Below are 16,686 nucleotides of genomic sequence, written 5' to 3'. Positions count from 1 at the left end.
TTTTTTTATAATTGTGTCGAAAAATCCTTTTCGAGCTTTGTTGCTTTTGGAAATAAAATATTGTTTTCCAAGTGTATGTGTTTGTGCAAATCCGCTTCAAATTCCTGTAACATGGCAAATGTTACTTTATAGGTATTGCATCCATCAGCTGGTGGCGTATAATTATTGCTTAATTCCGCTATTTTTCTAAAACGTTCTCCTTCGGCATCGTGTTCGTGCATCATCATCGCGATAGGGTTTTCTACTGTTCCAAAATGAGGTTGTTCCATCAATTCATCAGCTATTAGGGCGTGAACCATTTTTTTGACAAAAGGAAACAAAATCAATTCTTCTTTTTTCATATGTTGTGCCAATTCTCCTGCACATGCTTTGAATAATTCGTTTATCTCTAATAACTCCGGATGATTGGCTCCATGTACTCTGCTTAATTTATCTAAAAATTGAAGTAGAATAGGTGTTTTTTCCAAAACATAACGGTGATGCGTTTTCTCAATATAGTCCGCTAATAAATCGATGGGCCATGCATTAAAATCAATTCCCGAATCACTTTTCGCTGATAAAACTGTTTCTATTTCTCGTAATAAAACATCAGAATTCACTTCTTTTTTCTGACAAGCTTCTTCAATGCTTCTGTTTCCATTACAGCAAAAATCAATGCCATATTTTGAAAATAAAGCGGCTGTTCTAAAGTCTTTTGCTACATATTCACCAATTGTGATTTTCTCTAAAGTTTCCATAATGTTGTATTTTATATAATTAAAATTAGAGCACAAAAATAGGTGATAATTTAATAAAAGACAAATTTATCCTTAATTAAATATATTATTTTATTATTTATGTAATTGTTTGATTACGAAAAGAATGAGATTTGGGGATCTTCTTTTTTTGATTGTATAATTTTACGACAATTTAAAAACCTAGAACATGATTTTTATCATATTCTTGACACGAGTTAAGAACATTTTGTTGTTGAAAACTTAAAAGAATTATCTTTTTATGATAAAAAGTTTTGTAATTTTTAAAGTAAAGTTAAAAATATTTTTTATTTAAAATATTTAAAAATAAATCAATAAAAGATAAAATTATCTTTTATATTTGTCGAACAATAAAAGACCTGATTGTCTTTTATATAAATCGAAATTTATTAACCAACAAAAAACAGATTATTATGCTTTCAAAATCACAAGCACGAGCATTTTTTCTGGGAGGAACACTGGTCACCTTTTTAATCTTTATAGGATTGACCGTTTATTCGTTTATGCCCAGAAATGATCAAACCAACTACAAGGCTATTGACAAACAAGTAGTGAGAGGAAAAGAAATTTGGGAACACAACAATTGCATGGGTTGTCACACCATTTTGGGCGAAGGAGGCTATTATGCTCCCGAACTGACTAAAGTTATCGACCGAAGAGGTGAAGGCTATGTCAAAGCCGTATTGATGTCACCAATACCTTGGGCGCCAAATGGGCGAAAAATGGTAGCCTACAATATGAATGAAAAAGACGCAAATGCAGTCGTTGCTTACTTCAAGTGGATCGGAAAAATCGATTTGAATGGGTTTGACCGCATTGTCTCTCCTTTAGCTAAAGCAAATTAATATGAAAATGAATCGAATGGTGATTTTCGCAAGCATGCACTACTCACTATTCACTACTCACTAATTTTAAAAATATGAAATCGCTAGCAATTAAAACTTTGCGTAAGCTAAAACAAATAAAAAAAAGCGATACCATTTTTGACAAATAACAAATAAAATTAACAAAAATGAAATATAAATCACAAAAAGTAGCCTATTGGTTTTTTGCACTGTGCATGTTGTTGTTCTCCCTGCAAATTATCTACGGTTTTATCATGGGCTTTGACCGAATTGGCCTTCAAGGATTACACGATATTGTTCCGTTTAATGTAGCCCGCGCCGTGCATACCAATTTGTTGGTCGTTTGGCTGTTGACGGGTTTTATGGGAGCAGCCTATTACATTATCCCCGAAGAAGCGCAACGCGAACTAATAAGCGTAAAATGGGCGTATGTACAATTAATTTCACTCGCCGTAGTTGGAGTTGTGGCTATCGTTGGTTTTCACTTCAACCACTGGGAAGGCAGAAAATTTCTGGAAATTCCAAGAGAATTGGATTTCTTGGTTGTAATCAATGTATTGCTGTTCTTAGGGCTGATTTTAGGAACACTTTTCAAGGCAAAACGAAAAACCACCACAGCTTTAGTATTGTCAATGGGATTGTTGTTTGCCGCTTTATTGTATCTACCAGGAATGATTTGGTTTGACAGTCAGGTAATGGATTCCTTCTTCCGTTGGTGGGTAGTTCACTTGTGGGTTGAAGGTGTTTGGGAGCTAATTATGGGAGGTATTCTTTCGTATTTATTGATCAAATTGACGGGTGTCGATAGAGAAGTGATCGAAAAATGGCTATATGTAATCGTTGGATTGACTTTTCTTTCGGGAGTTTTAGGAACCGGACACCACTATTATTATATAGGAGTAAACAAAATTTGGTTGATCGTTGGTGGTATTTTCTCCGCACTAGAACCTTTGGCTTTCTTGGCAATGGCTTTGTTCGCCGTGAATATGTACCGCAAAGGCGAAAAAAGCCATCCCAACAAGATTGCTTTATTCTGGACAATCGGTTCGTCTATCGTTTCTTTTGTAGGAGCAGGATTGCTTGGTTTTGCACACACTTTGCCACAAACCAATCTTTATACACACGGAACTTTGGTTACCGCCATGCACGGACATTATGCGTTCTGGGGTGCGTATGCCATGATTGTTTTGGCTATAATTAGTTATGCATTACCCAATCTAACGGGCCGAAAAAGATACCAAAGCACCACAGGAATGGCCGCTTTTTGGTTGTCCAATATTGGTATGTTGGGAATGACAGTTGCTTTTGGAGTTGCAGGTGTCGTGCAAGTGTATTTGGAACGAAAAATGAAAATGGAATTTATGGTTGTACAAAACGAAATCAGTATTCACTTTGTGGTATTGCTCATTTGTGCCACCATGTTCACCACAGGAATTGCTTTGTTTATCTATGATTTTGTAAAATACGGCCGACCAACCGATGAGGCTTTGGAAATAAAATAAATGATATTTGGGCGTGACCACATGGAGAAAAGGGGGCAACTTTCGGACCGCATATTCGCCCCCTTTCCTCCATGCGGTCGGGCTATCACGAGCGCTATGGCGCCTTGTTCAAATGAAATTCACTGAACTCCAATGAAAATAAATATATAGTGAAGTAATCCCTCACGCAGCTTCACGGATTTCAAGATCTTTTTGTTCTTGCTAATTACGAAGTTATTCTGCAAGGTTTTTTTTCAAACCTTGTAGGTATAAACACCAAACATAAGATACCTACAAGGTCCAAAAAAGACCTTGCAGGAACACACAAAAAAAACTAATCGAGCCCTTTTTTAACCGGAACGTTTTAGCAACAGTTTTTGACCTCCATTTCCCTAAAAACGATTGTTTTGCGTTTCGGTTTTTTCATAAAAAATAAAAATATGTTAGTAGATACTTTAATACCTGTACCCTATTACCACTCAGTAGGCAAAGAAGTTGATGTCTTTGAACACTCCTATAAAAACAAAATTCCGTTCTTGTTGAAAGGACCTACTGGAACAGGAAAGTCCCGTTTTGTGGAATATATGGCGCATCAATTGAATAAAAAGCTCATTACGATCAGTTGTCATGAAGAAACGTCTTCAACCGATTTAATTGGTCGGTTCATCATCAAAGGAGCCGAAACCGTTTGGCTTGATGGGCCTTTGACCACTGCCGTAAAAGAAGGCGCGATTATCTACCTCGACGAGGTTGCGGAAGCCCGTCCCGATGTAATAGTTGCCATCCATTCCCTTACCGATCACCGACGCGTACTGTTTATAGACAAATTGGGAGAAACGATTAAAGCACACGATGATTTTATGCTGGTAGCCTCTTTCAATCCCGGATATCAAAGAGGATTCAAAGAACTAAAACCTTCGACTCGCCAACGGTTTATTGCCGTTTCGTTTGATTACCCAGAGCCAAAAATTGAAACTGAAATATTGATAAATGAAACTAAAATCGACAGCGATACAGCCAAAAAGCTTGTGGCGATCGGCAACAAAATTAGAAACTTAACCGAGTTAGGATTGACCGAAACTGTTTCGACACGACTTCTCGTAGATGCCGCAAAAATCATTCACAGCGGATTGCCAAAACGACTGTCGGTTCACGTAGCTGTCGTAGAGCCATTAACCGATGATTTGCAAACATTGGAAGCACTGAAAGATTTATGCAATTTGATGATATAAGCCCCTACCCCCCGAAGGGGGAATAAAACCTTACATGAATAAATTGTATTGATATTATTTTTTAATAATTTAAATCCTATTGACCCCTAATAGGAGTTCCCCCTTCGGGGGCTAGGGGGCTTATTATGGGTTTCGAGATAGATGAATATTTGGTTGGAAAATTTTTCAAGCATTTAAAAAGTAGAAAAAAAACCAATCCCGAAGTGGAAGCCAGAACGGTTATGCTTGCTGGGATAAAATCGCGTTTGACTATTATGGCGCGCGCTTTGACAGGAAATCCAATCGAAATATTTCCTGCCGAAAGGGAAGGAGGTTACAAAAACAATAATTTTTTTCTGCCAATCTCCTTTTGTGAATGCCCTACGCTGGAAGAGAATCTTACTTTTTATCATTTCAGAATTTTATATTTAAGTGTACAGCAACGTTTGAATTACAATTGGACTACTGAAGAAACTGAACCAACTTTAGTTCATTCTCAACAAAAAGCATTGGAAACCTCCGAAGAAATCCTTTCGGTTTTGTTTGAAGAATTTTCCATCGACAGACAGTTTTTGGCGAAAGCCAAAGATTACCTTAGCCCAAAAGGAACTGCTAAAAACGAACCTGATTTCTCTTGGTTGTTTGGCAAATGGATGAAGAATGAAGTGGAAACAGACAAAGAAGACGTACTTCAAAATTTTTCGGATAAGACCAAAAAACCAAATGAAATTCAACCTTTAACTACACTTAAAGCTAAAGCCGTTGAGGAAGTGATCACAGTGGAACTTGATAAAAAACAACAAGAAGATTATGTAATGCTGCATAATTTTGAAAAAGTGGAAACCGCCGAAGAATTCAACGGAAACTGGCGCGATTTTGACGGATCAGATGAACTCGAAGACCATCAAGATGCCTTGGAAGAACTGAATATGAAATACACCGTTCGGGTGGATGATACGTCCCATTCCGTATACCAAGCGGATTTCATCGAAAACACCACGATTTCCGAAAGTGCGTCTGTCGATGACAAAGGTTTTCATCACTGTTATGACGAATGGGATTTTAGCAAAAACAGCTACAAAGAAAATTTTTGTAAAGTATATCCAAAATCACAACATAAAACGGATAACGATTATTACAAAAAAACATTAACAAACAATGCATCCACATTAATTGGCTTGCGCAAAATGCTTACAAACGTCAATAACAAGATGCAACAGCGAAAACGCCAATCGCAAGGCGATGAATTTGATATTGATGCGATCACCGATTTGTATGTCGATGTGCATTCTCAAAGGACGCCTTCGGATAAAATTTATATTTCAAATAGAAAAACCGAAAAGGATTTGTCTATTCTAATGCTTCTGGATATCAGCCTTTCAAGCGATGGATACGCCGCCGGAAATCGAGTGATTGATGTTGAAAAAGAGGTTTCCATTTTGTTTGGAGAAATCCTAAACGAATTCAATATTGACTTTTCGATAGACAGTTTTTATTCCAAAACCAGAAATTACTCAACTTACTTGACCCTCAAAGATTTTGACGAAAGCTGGAATAGCGCCAAACACAAAGTAGGGGCAGTAGAGCCCAGCGGTTATACCCGAATTGGAGCTGCTTTACGTCACGCAGGAGCACGACTTGACAAACGAAGTACAAAAAACAAATGGGTCATCCTGATCTCTGACGGGAAACCCAATGATTACGATAAATACGAAGGTAAATATGGAATCAATGATGTGAAACAAGCCCTTCGCGAACTCAACTCAAAAAATATCAACTCCTATGCATTAGCCATCGAGGCCGAAGCTAAATATTATCTGCCACAAATGTTCGGGCAAAATCACTATCAAATTTTAACAACTCCCGTTGAGTTGCTGCAATCTTTAGTGAAATTATACGAAAAGATAAAACACCAAAAATGAAAATTAAATAAACCATTTTTTTATTGAACCATTAAGGTATTAAGTTTCATTAAGATAAATGATAAAAGATTTAAAATATATCTAAAAGCTTAATTTTCTTAATGCCTTAATGGTTTTAAATTTTGCTTCAATAAAGTTGAATGGTTCAAAAATGAAAATAACTACAATGACAAAAACAGCCAATACCACAGCACTACCCGATGGACATCCTATTTGGATTTACTTTCAAGAAAAACAAATTATAGAAAATCTTTTGGAAGAAATTAAAGCGGTAAATCCGTTGATAGATTTGCCAAAATACACCAATATATTCAATCAGTTGCTTACGATAGAAAAACGTTTTGCTCGAAAAGAAAATCAGCTTTTTCCTTTTTTGGAAAAAAAAGGCTGGGTTGGACCTTCGCAGGGAATGTGGTCATTTCATGATAATTTGAGAGAACAATTTCGTTTGATTCAGTATTATCTCAAAATGAATAATCCCGAAAGAATTGAAACAAACACTCCTTTTTTGATAGATGGAATTTACCGATTGATGAATGTAGAAGAAAACGTGCTGTTCCCAAATGCATTAGAACTTTTAGCTGAAAACGATTGGATAGAAATGCGCAAAGGAGAAGAAGAAATTGGCTGGATGCTATCACAAACGCCACCGCCTTTCCTAAAAGAGGAATACATTCATCCATCCGAAGATTTTACCGTTAGGGAATTGCCTTTTTCATTAGAAAACACTTCTCAATATGACGAGGGATATATGACTGTCGAACAGGTAAATCTACTTTTTAGAACCATGCCGCTTGATTTGACTTATGTGGACGAAAATGACAAAGTTATTTTCTACAATAGAGGAGAAGAACGGGTATTTCCTAGAAGTGCAGGAATCATTGGTCGTGAGGTTAAATTTTGCCACCCACCAAAAAGCGTAGGAACTGTTCTTAAAATCTTGGATGAATTTAGAAAAGGAACCCAAAATGAGTCTTCTTTTTGGATAAACTATAAGGAGCGCCTGATTTACATTCGTTATTTTGCTGTAAGGGATGCTAACAAAAATTACAAGGGTGTGATCGAAATGTCTCAGGATATTACAGACATCAAAAAAATTGAAGGCGAAAAACGTTTATTGGATTGGGAGTAAAAAAGAATTAAGAATTAAGATTGCAGATTTCAGAATTTAGAGCGAGAAGAATAGGCTTTTTAGATAATATGGTTCCTGATTTTCGTTGCAATCTTTTGTGCCTCCCGATAGCTATCGGGACCGGCACAAAAGAATTTCTACTGCAAACGAAATTCGCTGAATTCCTTTGAAAATAACAATAATAGTCAAGTAATCAAGGCTAAAGGAAAAGATTTTGCTTTTTTGCTATGATCTAAAAATAGAAGCAACAATAGTCGACTCTGATTTTCAATATCTAAAATCTTTAATCATTTCTCTATCTTTTAACAAAATCTAAAATCTACAATCTAAAATCAAATGGAAACCTTAAAAATAAATTACAAAAGCATTTATTATCCGCCAGGAGGAATATTGATGTGGATTATTATTTTTCTCGAGTTGTTGACTTTCGGAATGGCATTAGTTGCTTTTGTCTATTATGGAAGAGAAAACGCAACGGTTTTTCATCAGTCTAGAATGCAATTAAATGCCAATTTTGGTGTTGTAAATACTGTTTTCCTATTAACTAGCGGTTTTTTTATGGCCAATGCAGTACATCAATTTAAGGAAAGTAATATTCAAAAATCGTCAGTGTTCTTTAATTTGGCTATGTTAGGCGGTTTTTTATTCTTGGCACTCAAAGGCATTGAATATTACCATAAAATTGAAAGTGGAATCTCATTAGATACCAATATGTTTTATACTTTTTATTGGTTGTTAACAGGATTTCATGTTATACATGTCATTATGGGATTGGTTATTTTGGCTTGGACAAATTATGGAATGACTAAAAATAATTCAGATACCGTTGTTGAAGATGTTGAAGCTTGTGCTGCCTTTTGGCACATGTGCGATTTGATTTGGCTGTTGGTATTTCCAGTACTTTATTTAATATTTTAAAAATGAGAAAATCACTATTATTTGTATACGGAATTTTGATAGTACTCACTTTAACTACGGCTTTTATAGTCAATTCCATGATGATTTCAACTTTTGTAGTGTCGTTAATAATGGGATTGTCCATTTCTAAATTTCTGCTTGTGGCTTTTCAATTCATGGAATTAAAAAAAGCAAATTCGTTTTGGAAAGTAAGTTTGAGCGTTACTATAGGACTAATTGTATTACTTATTATTTTTTTATAACAAGCCTTAAAAAAAAGTTAAAAACATGATTTTTATCATAATCTATTTATCATTCTTCATTTAATTTTACACCGTAATAAAAGACAAATTCATCTTTTATTTAAATTAATCAAACCTATACTATCATGAAACCAACACAACAAAAAGGCAAACGATTCAAAATTGTTTTAGCAGTATGCTTAACATTTTCGTTAGGATTATTAGCATTCAATCATTATACTTCGGGTAGTGATGCTGATAGTAACAAGTATATCAAAGTCGAAGGACAACAAGAGGCCGAATTAACATCGCCTCCATTAGTTCCTAAACCAATAGGAAGTAGAGAGGCTACTAAATTGGTTGTCCATTTAGAGATTAAAGAATTAGAAGGAGAAATGGTCGATGGAACCAAATATACATACTGGACATTTGGAGGCTCTGTTCCAGGAAGCTTTATCAGAACTCGAGTTGGGGATGAGGTAGAGTTTCACTTAGAAAATCACCCGGACAATAAGTTGTCTCACAATATTGATTTGCATGCAGTAACTGGACAAGGTGGGGGAGCGGCATCGTCATTAGTAGCACCAGGTCATGAAAAAGTGTTTAATTTTAAAACTTTAAATCCTGGTTTGTACGTGTATCATTGCGCTACTGCACCGGTTGGAATGCACATTGCTAACGGAATGTATGGTTTGATTTTGGTTGAACCAGAAGGAGGATTGCCTCCAGTGGATAAAGAATACTACGTTATGCAAGGTGATTTCTATACTCAAGGTAAGTATGGAGATCAAGGGTTACAAGCTTTCGATATGAACAAAGCGGTGAAAGAAGAGCCAGATTATGTTGTATTTAATGGTAAAGTAGGTTCTTTAACAGGAGACAAAGCGATTACTGCTAAAGTAGGGGAGACCGTTCGTATCTATATGGGTAACGGTGGACCTAACTTAGTTTCATCTTTTCACGTCATTGGAGAGATTTTTGATAAAGTTTTTATCGAAGGAGGGGATATGATAAATAGAAATGTTCAAACAACAATGATTCCTGCAGGAGGAGCTGCCATAGTAGAATTTAAAGTTGACGTACCAGGCACTTTTATTTTAGTAGATCATTCTATTTTTAGAGCTTTTAATAAAGGAGCTTTGGGTATGTTAAAAGTAGAAGGCCCTGCAGACAAAACCATTTATTCTGGAACTACAGAAGAAGGAATTTATTTGCCAGAAGGAGGAACCATTCAAACCATGCCAAAAGCAAAAGATGTTGCAAAAGCAAAAGTTGCATTAACCGTGCCCGAACAAATTGCGGCAGGTAAGGCCATTTTTAGTACTACTTGTTTTGCTTGTCATCAATCTGAAGGGCAAGGAATTCCTGGTGCTTTTCCTCCTTTGGCAAAATCAGATTATTTAAATGCGAACCCAAAACGAGCAATAGATGTTGTGACAAAAGGTTTAAGTGGAGAAATTACAGTAAATGGTAAAAAAATAAACAGTGTGATGCCTAGTCAAAACTTAACTGATGATGAAATTGCCAATGTGTTAACCTATGTTTACAATAGTTGGGGCAATAATAAAACAGTTGTTACGCCTGCGATGGTAAAAGCACAAAAAAGTCAATCCGAACATTAATAAATAAAAAGAAAGTGGTTTGGATAACGTTTTTTTATTGAATATCTTTCCTGTTTATTTGGATTTTCGCCTTGATGCTAAGAATATTAACCAGAATTAATAAAATAATTAAAATTGAAATTATGAAAAAGTTTATTACTACAATTGCAATATTTGGATTTGCAATACATGGATTCAGCCAAAATGTAGATAAAGGTAAAGCAGTCTATGCCAAAACTTGTATAGCATGTCATCAAGCTACAGGTAGTGGAATTCCTGGAGCATTCCCACCATTAGCAAAATCAGATTATTTAAATGCTGATGTGAATCGTGCTATTAAGCAAGTTATTAAAGGGTCTAATGCACCGATCACAGTTAACGGCAAAAAGTATACTACTCCTATGCCTCCTCAAGTTCTTAATGATCAAGAAATAGCAGACGTATTGACTTATGTATATGCTAGTTGGGGAAATAAAAAAACAATAATTACTCTTGCAATGGTTAAAGCACAAAGAAAATAAATTTTAATTTAAATGAGTTTAGCTATGTTACAATGTAGAAAAGTAGTTCTTGTTTTTTTACTACTATTGTCAACAATTCTATCGGCACAAAATACTCTTATGGTTACCATAAAAAAGGGGATTTATGTTCCCCTTTATGGTACCATTGATAAAAAACCAGTAGAAGTAAGCTCTTTTATTATTGATGTTTATCCCGTTACTAATAGTCAATTTTTGGGATTTTTAAAAAAAAACTCACAATACAATCGTTCAAATATAAAAGGACTCTTTGCCGAAAAAAGCTACTTATCACAATGGAAAAGTGATTATGATTTTGGTACTGCTAATCTGCCCAATGCTCCAGTGACAAATGTTTCTTGGTTTGTGGCAAAGAAGTATTGTGAATGTCAAGGAAAAAGATTACCCACTATGGACGAATGGGAATATGTAGCAATGGCAGATGAAAAACGTATTGATGCCAGAAGCAAAGAAGAATTTAATAAATACATACTGTCATGGTATGAGAAACCTAAAACGTATGCAAATCCAGTGGGAGAAACATTTAAAAACTATTGGGGTGTTTATGATATGCATGGATTAGTTTGGGAATGGACTTCAGATTTTAATAGTATTTTTTTATCTGGAGAATCAAGAAAGGATAAAGCTACAGATAGAAATCTTTTTTGTGGAAGTGGTTCAATCAATGCATCAGATCTAATGAATTATGCTGCTTTTATGCGTTATGGTTTCCGAGCTAGTTTAAAAGCAAATTATGCGTCAAGAAACTTAGGCTTTCGTTGCGCAAAAAATATTCAAAAATAAATTCTATTTTTTAAATCAAAAAATGAAAAAAATAATTTTAGGATTAGGAATAATTCTATTAGGATTGCAAAGTTGTAATTCTAATAAAAATCAAAAAAATATTACGGATAACAATGCCATTATTTCAAATAAAATAACGGATTTATCAATTTATAATTTGCCCTCAAAGTGGACCAACCAAGATGGAATGCAAATTGAAATGAAAGATTTGAAAGGCAAAGTGTTAGTGATGGTTATGATTTATACTTCATGTAAATCAGCTTGTCCCAGATTGGTTGCTGATATGCGAAATATTGAATCCCGTTTGCCCGCGAATATCAAAGATAATGTAAAACTTGTTTTGGTAAGTATTGATCCCGAGGTCGATACCCCTGAACGACTAAAATCATTTTCTGTTGAAAATAAAATGGATGGAAATCAATGGGTTTTTCTTCGTTCAACAGAAGAAAATACAAGAGAATTTGCAGCGGTATTGTCTGTGAATTATAAAAAAGTTTCCCCCATGGATTTTTCACATTCAAATATAATTAGTGTTTTTAATGCTGAAGGAGAATTAGCATATCAACAAGAAGGATTGGGAGTTAACTCAGATGAAACTATACTAAAAATAACCGAACAAGCCGAAAAGCTAAATTAAATTAGAGACCTATGAACTTACTTAAAAAAATCAGTTTATCATTATTAGTAATGGGAAGCTTTGGCGTTACCGCTCAAGAAATTGATGTAAATTTTCAAATCAGACCACGATATGAATTTAGAAATGGTTTTAAAGCTCCAATTCCATATGGTGAAAACCCTGGTCAATTTATATCCAATAGAACTCGATTGAATTTAAATTTCAAGCAGGATAAGTTTGTAACCAAATTAACAATGCAAAATGTTAGAATTTGGGGTGATGTCGGTACAACTACAAAATCGGATGTTAATGGTATCCAATTATTCGAAGCCTGGGCACAATATAATTTTGATGAAAAGTGGAGTATGCGTCTTGGTCGCCAAGTGATTTCATATGATAACCAGCGTATCTTCGGTGAATTGGATTGGGCTCAACAAGGGCAAAGTCATGATGCCGCATTAGTTACATACAAAAATAAAAATAATCAATTGGACCTTGGATTTGCATACAATGCTAATTCTGAAACCGATCTTGCTACCAATTATGTCGTGCCTCTTTATAAAACTATGCAGTACGCATGGTATCATACTGAAATTGGTAAAATAAATATGAGTTTGCTATTTTTAAATACTGGATACGAAAATAAATTGACAGCTCCAATTCCAACACCAACTCCAGAGTTAGTAGTCGATTATATGCAAACATTTGGAACTTATTTGAATACCAAAAATAAAAACTGGGATGCGAATATGTGGTTCTATGGACAAACAGGGAAAAATAATAGCAGTTCTGTAAGTGCTTATGATGCAGCATTCAATTTTAATTATTATATGACCGAAAAATTCAAAGCAGGATTAGGATATGAGTTGCTGTCAGGTAAAAGTCAAGCGAGTTCGAGTAAGTCTGTTAAATCGTTTTATCCATTATTTGGGACCAATCATGGGTTTAATGGTTTAATGGATTATTTTTATGTAGGGAATCATAAAAACTCTGTGGGGTTACAGGATGTGTTTTTAAAGTTAGGGTATACTAATAAAAAATGGCAATTTGCTTTAATGCCGCATATGTTTAGTGCTGCTAATACGGTAATAGACGTCAATGGGAAAAAAATGGATGACTATTTAGGTACCGAGATAGATTTTACAATGGGTTATGCGGTTCATAAATTTGTAAATCTAAGCGGTGGTTATTCCCAAATGTTCGGAACAGATACCATGCAAAGATTGAAAGGTGGTGATGTTGATCACACTAACAATTGGGCGTGGGTTATGGTTAATATAAACCCTCAGATCTTTTCTTTTAAATAAGATTGATTTGTGTATATAAATCAAAAGGAGCTTCTAATAATTGAAGCTCCTTTTTTTGTTTTTGTTACGCTTTAAAGTTCAGTAATCCATTCAGAATCCTCTTTCTCAAGTTGTTCCTCAGAATGGTCATTTTTAAATAGTGTATCTTCTTCGTGATCTTTTGCCATTTCCAATTCGTTTTCATTTAGATGAAGAATTTCATTTGGATCATCAGGCTGTAGTAAGTGGATAATTTGCTTTAATAAGACAACATCATCGACAGATTTTAGCATATCCATTATTTTCTGTTTTAGTTCTAAAGTATTCATAACGTGCTGTTTTGAATAGTAAAGTTACGAAAACAGGAAAAGATTATTTGTTTTCAATCAATGTTTTTAATTACAAAAAGGATCTTCAAATTTTAAAGCTCCTTTTGTAATAATATAGTTAGAATATAATTTACTCTTTCAATCGACAAGCTTTCACATCGCCATCCACAACTACTTCTGTCATTCCAAGAACCGAAAGATTCTTCATGGCTTTGTCCCATTTTTTACCACTCAATTCCGATTTGATTTTCAATAAACCAAATTCCATCACATTAGCGTTTGCTTGCAAGATTGAAACAATTAATTTTTCATCTTCTTCCAAATGAACTTGTTTTTTCTCAGGACGCATTTGTGGAAAAAACAACACTTCCTGAATAGAAGCATTATTTGTCAAGAACATCATCAAACGATCCATTCCAATTCCTAAGCCAGAAGTAGGCGGCATTCCGTATTCTAATGCTCTCAAGAAATCCTCATCAATCGTTCCGTTCGCTTCATCATCACCTTTTTCAGCCAAACGCATTTGATCTTCAAAACGGGCTCTTTGGTCAATTGGATCATTCAATTCAGAGTAGGCATTGGCAACCTCTTTTCCGCAAACCATCAATTCAAAACGTTCTGTCAAATCTGGATTGTCACGGTGTTCTTTACAAAGCGGGGACATTTCTTTTGGATAATCAGTGATAAATGTTGGCTGAATATAATTTCCTTCGCATTTAGCTCCAAAAATTTCATCAATCAATTTTCCTTTCCCCATCGTGTTATCTACATCAATTCCCATTCCTTTGGCTGCTTCAAACAATTCAGCTTCCGTTTTACCCGAAATATCAAAACCAGTGAAATGTTTGATAGAATCGGTCATTGTAACTCGTGCATAAGGCGCTTTGAAATTGATTTTGTGTTCACCAAAAGTTGCTTCGCTAGTTCCATTAACACCAATAGCGCAATGTTCCAGTAAGTTTTCAGTAAAATCCATCATCCAGTTGTAGTCTTTGTAGGCTACATATATTTCCATTGCAGTAAATTCTGGGTTGTGGGTTCTATCCATTCCTTCGTTACGGAAGTTTTTAGAAAACTCATACACCCCATCAAAACCACCAACGATCAATCTTTTCAAATACAATTCGTTCGCAATACGCATGTACAACGGAATGTCCAATGAGTTGTGATGTGTAATAAACGGACGCGCCGCAGCACCACCGGGAATCGATTGCAAAACTGGAGTTTCAACTTCAAGATATCCCGCTTCATTAAAGAAACTGCGCATTGCATTAAACAATTTGGTACGCTTAATAAAAGTTTCTTTCACGTTTTGGTTCACCGTCAAATCTACATAACGCATTCTGTAACGCAATTCGGCATCGTTAAAAGCGTCGTGCACTTTTCCGTCTTCGTCCACTTTTGGCAATGGCAACGGACGCAGTGTTTTACTCAAAAAAGTAAATTTATCCACACGAATACATTGAGCACCTACTTTAGTGGTAAACAATTCACCTTCAATACCAATAAAATCTCCCAAATCGGTCAATTTTTTGAATACTTGGTTGTACAAAGTTTTATCATCGCCTTCACATAAAACATCTCGGTTCACGTACAATTGAATACGCCCTTCGCTATCCTGAAGTTCAGCAAAACAAGCTTTTCCTTGATCTCTCACACTCATCAAACGCCCGGCAACAATCACCTTTTTGCCTTCTTCAAAAGACTCCTTTATTTGTTTTGAAGTATGATTTACAGGAAAAAGTTGTGCAGGATAAGGGTTAATCCCCAAATTGCGTAAGTTTTGAAGTTTTTCTCTACGGATAATTTCTTGTTCTGATAAGGCCATTTTATGCTGTTTTTTAAGTCTGCAAAGATAAAGTTTTTGTTTTAAGTTTTTATTTTAATAATGAAGGTTTTTTTGGAACATTTTTTTTAAAAATTAACAACTAGTTTTATTTCTTTTTTCTAAGTAAAAGTGAGTTTGTAAAAGGTATTACATTTTAAAAAATAGATGCATTTTGATCCTATAATTATAGAAATAAAATGGATGATAATTAGTTTTGCTCAGCGATTGTGGTTTGATTCAGTTTTATAATCCTTATTTTTTGGTTTGTGTTATCTGCCAAAAAAATACGATCGTTAAGTTGCGCACTACTGACAATAGTTCCAAAAGGATTTACTCCCATAACATCTGAAGCGTTAATCCTTGGTTTATATGTTTTGTTGATTAATTCTTCTTTTGGATAAAGGCGTAGGTAGTTTAAATTCCCATCTTTTTCAGCGGTTACAGCCCATTCACTGCTAAAAGAAATCGCAAGAGGTTTTGCATTTGTAAAAGGTGTTATTGTTGGGTTTATTGGTGTTGTAAGTGAACTTGTTGCATTGGTTCGAATGTTTGCAATGTTATACTGTAAATAGCCTTTTGCATTTTGTCCAGCCACAATTAAATTTCCAGTTGATACATCCATAGAATAGATTTCGGTACTTCCTTGCAAAGTGTTTAATTTGGCGATTGGTGTCAAATTCCAATTGCTTGTGTCTGTAATTTGGGATGTTTCAAAAACTTTGATGGTTGTGTTTTTTTCTTTAACAAAAAGCAATCCATCTTTAACGGCAACCCCAAAGACATGTACAAAAGTTTGCCACCATTGTCCATTTCCAACGGTATTGATGCCAAGATTTGTATTTTCATCGATAACAAAAAGTCTTGAATCAACACTGCCAAGATAGATTCTGCCATTGTCAATTGCCACAGAAGATAGTTTAGTCAACGGAATTGTAGTGTTGCCTTTGGTGTAATTTTTAATTGTTTTTATAAAAGTCAAAGTCTTAGCATTGAAAATTTCCAGCACATCGCCATTACAGATGTATAATTTGTCGTTTGCTATAGCGATTCCTGTTGGATCGAGTTGGCCTGTTCCATCTCCAATTTGGCTTGCAGTAATTGCAGCTTCATCAGTTGGGTAATAGTAATAGTAATTTATCGGCGTGAATGCTTCGTATGAATCGCTACCGCAATTGGTGCAAAGTAAAAGCAATGCTATAAAAAAAGCTATTTTGTTCAT

General features: G+C 35.0%; 16 protein-coding genes. 12 read left to right on the top strand and 4 right to left on the bottom strand.

The genetic code is table 11. The features are described 5' to 3' along the window. Nucleotides 1–5: 5 nt before the first annotated feature. Nucleotides 6–737, bottom strand: coding sequence for an iron-sulfur cluster repair di-iron protein (gene ric / locus OYT91_RS09475; RefSeq protein ID WP_281237756.1), 732 nt, complete (start codon nucleotides 735–737; stop codon nucleotides 6–8). A gap of 431 nt (nucleotides 738–1,168) precedes the next feature. On the opposite strand from ric, the gene OYT91_RS09470 reads away from it, so the two are divergent. From OYT91_RS09470 to OYT91_RS09415, 12 genes are all read left to right on the top strand, one after another. Next, the gene (locus OYT91_RS09470; protein ID WP_269221947.1) at nucleotides 1,169–1,600 is read left to right on the top strand and encodes a c-type cytochrome; all 432 of its coding nucleotides are present in this window, start codon (nucleotides 1,169–1,171) and stop codon (nucleotides 1,598–1,600) included. Nucleotides 1,601–1,767: 167 nt separating this feature from the next. Continuing rightward, nucleotides 1,768–3,102 (top strand): cbb3-type cytochrome c oxidase subunit I, encoded by a 1,335-nt coding sequence (locus tag OYT91_RS09465; protein ID WP_281237755.1) that lies wholly within the window; start codon nucleotides 1,768–1,770, stop codon nucleotides 3,100–3,102. 419 nt (nucleotides 3,103–3,521) lie between these two features. Beyond that, the gene (locus OYT91_RS09460; RefSeq protein WP_281237754.1) at nucleotides 3,522–4,313 is read left to right on the top strand and encodes a CbbQ/NirQ/NorQ/GpvN family protein; all 792 of its coding nucleotides are present in this window, start codon (nucleotides 3,522–3,524) and stop codon (nucleotides 4,311–4,313) included. Between the two features lie 125 nt (nucleotides 4,314–4,438). Beyond that, nucleotides 4,439–6,214 (top strand): nitric oxide reductase activation protein NorD, encoded by a 1,776-nt coding sequence (locus OYT91_RS09455; protein WP_281237753.1) that lies wholly within the window; start codon nucleotides 4,439–4,441, stop codon nucleotides 6,212–6,214. 151 nt (nucleotides 6,215–6,365) lie between these two features. After that, complete coding sequence (locus tag OYT91_RS09450; protein ID WP_281237752.1) at nucleotides 6,366–7,346, top strand: DUF438 domain-containing protein; 981 nt, start codon at nucleotides 6,366–6,368, stop codon at nucleotides 7,344–7,346. 336 nt (nucleotides 7,347–7,682) lie between these two features. Then, the gene (locus OYT91_RS09445) at nucleotides 7,683–8,264 is read left to right on the top strand and encodes a cytochrome c oxidase subunit 3 (RefSeq protein ID WP_281237751.1); all 582 of its coding nucleotides are present in this window, start codon (nucleotides 7,683–7,685) and stop codon (nucleotides 8,262–8,264) included. 2 nt (nucleotides 8,265–8,266) lie between these two features. Beyond that, on the top strand, nucleotides 8,267–8,506 hold the full coding sequence (locus tag OYT91_RS09440) for a cytochrome C oxidase subunit IV family protein (protein WP_269221952.1): 240 nt from the start codon (nucleotides 8,267–8,269) through the stop codon (nucleotides 8,504–8,506). Nucleotides 8,507–8,631: 125 nt separating this feature from the next. Further along, nucleotides 8,632–10,107: a copper-containing nitrite reductase gene (gene nirK, locus OYT91_RS09435; protein ID WP_269221953.1), complete on the top strand. Its 1,476-nt coding sequence runs from the start codon at nucleotides 8,632–8,634 to the stop codon at nucleotides 10,105–10,107. A 122-nt stretch (nucleotides 10,108–10,229) separates the two neighbouring features. Next, complete coding sequence (locus OYT91_RS09430; protein WP_349293160.1) at nucleotides 10,230–10,607, top strand: c-type cytochrome; 378 nt, start codon at nucleotides 10,230–10,232, stop codon at nucleotides 10,605–10,607. Between the two features lie 99 nt (nucleotides 10,608–10,706). Beyond that, nucleotides 10,707–11,408, top strand: coding sequence for a formylglycine-generating enzyme family protein (locus OYT91_RS09425; RefSeq protein ID WP_432419422.1), 702 nt, complete (start codon nucleotides 10,707–10,709; stop codon nucleotides 11,406–11,408). Between the two features lie 22 nt (nucleotides 11,409–11,430). Then, nucleotides 11,431–12,045 carry an SCO family protein gene (locus OYT91_RS09420; RefSeq protein WP_281237749.1) on the top strand — a complete coding sequence of 205 codons (615 nt, stop codon included), beginning with the start codon at nucleotides 11,431–11,433 and terminating at the stop codon, nucleotides 12,043–12,045. An 11-nt stretch (nucleotides 12,046–12,056) separates the two neighbouring features. Beyond that, complete coding sequence (locus OYT91_RS09415) at nucleotides 12,057–13,331, top strand: alginate export family protein (RefSeq protein ID WP_281237748.1); 1,275 nt, start codon at nucleotides 12,057–12,059, stop codon at nucleotides 13,329–13,331. Between the two features lie 71 nt (nucleotides 13,332–13,402). Here OYT91_RS09415 and OYT91_RS09410 read toward each other — a convergent pair whose 3' ends face one another. The 3 genes from OYT91_RS09410 to OYT91_RS09400 form a co-directional block, all read right to left on the bottom strand. After that, nucleotides 13,403–13,639, bottom strand: a complete 237-nt coding sequence (locus OYT91_RS09410) for a hypothetical protein (RefSeq protein ID WP_281237747.1) — start codon at nucleotides 13,637–13,639, stop codon at nucleotides 13,403–13,405. 130 nt (nucleotides 13,640–13,769) lie between these two features. Beyond that, nucleotides 13,770–15,467, bottom strand: coding sequence for a lysine--tRNA ligase (lysS, locus tag OYT91_RS09405; RefSeq protein ID WP_281237746.1), 1,698 nt, complete (start codon nucleotides 15,465–15,467; stop codon nucleotides 13,770–13,772). Nucleotides 15,468–15,675: 208 nt separating this feature from the next. Continuing rightward, nucleotides 15,676–16,686: an NHL repeat-containing protein gene (locus OYT91_RS09400; RefSeq protein ID WP_281237745.1), complete on the bottom strand. Its 1,011-nt coding sequence runs from the start codon at nucleotides 16,684–16,686 to the stop codon at nucleotides 15,676–15,678.

Origin of the sequence: Flavobacterium praedii, from assembly GCF_026810365.1 — a bacterium.
GTDB classification, from domain to species: Bacteria; Bacteroidota; Bacteroidia; order Flavobacteriales; family Flavobacteriaceae; genus Flavobacterium; species Flavobacterium praedii.
This window is presented reverse-complemented; position numbering and strand designations above follow the sequence as displayed.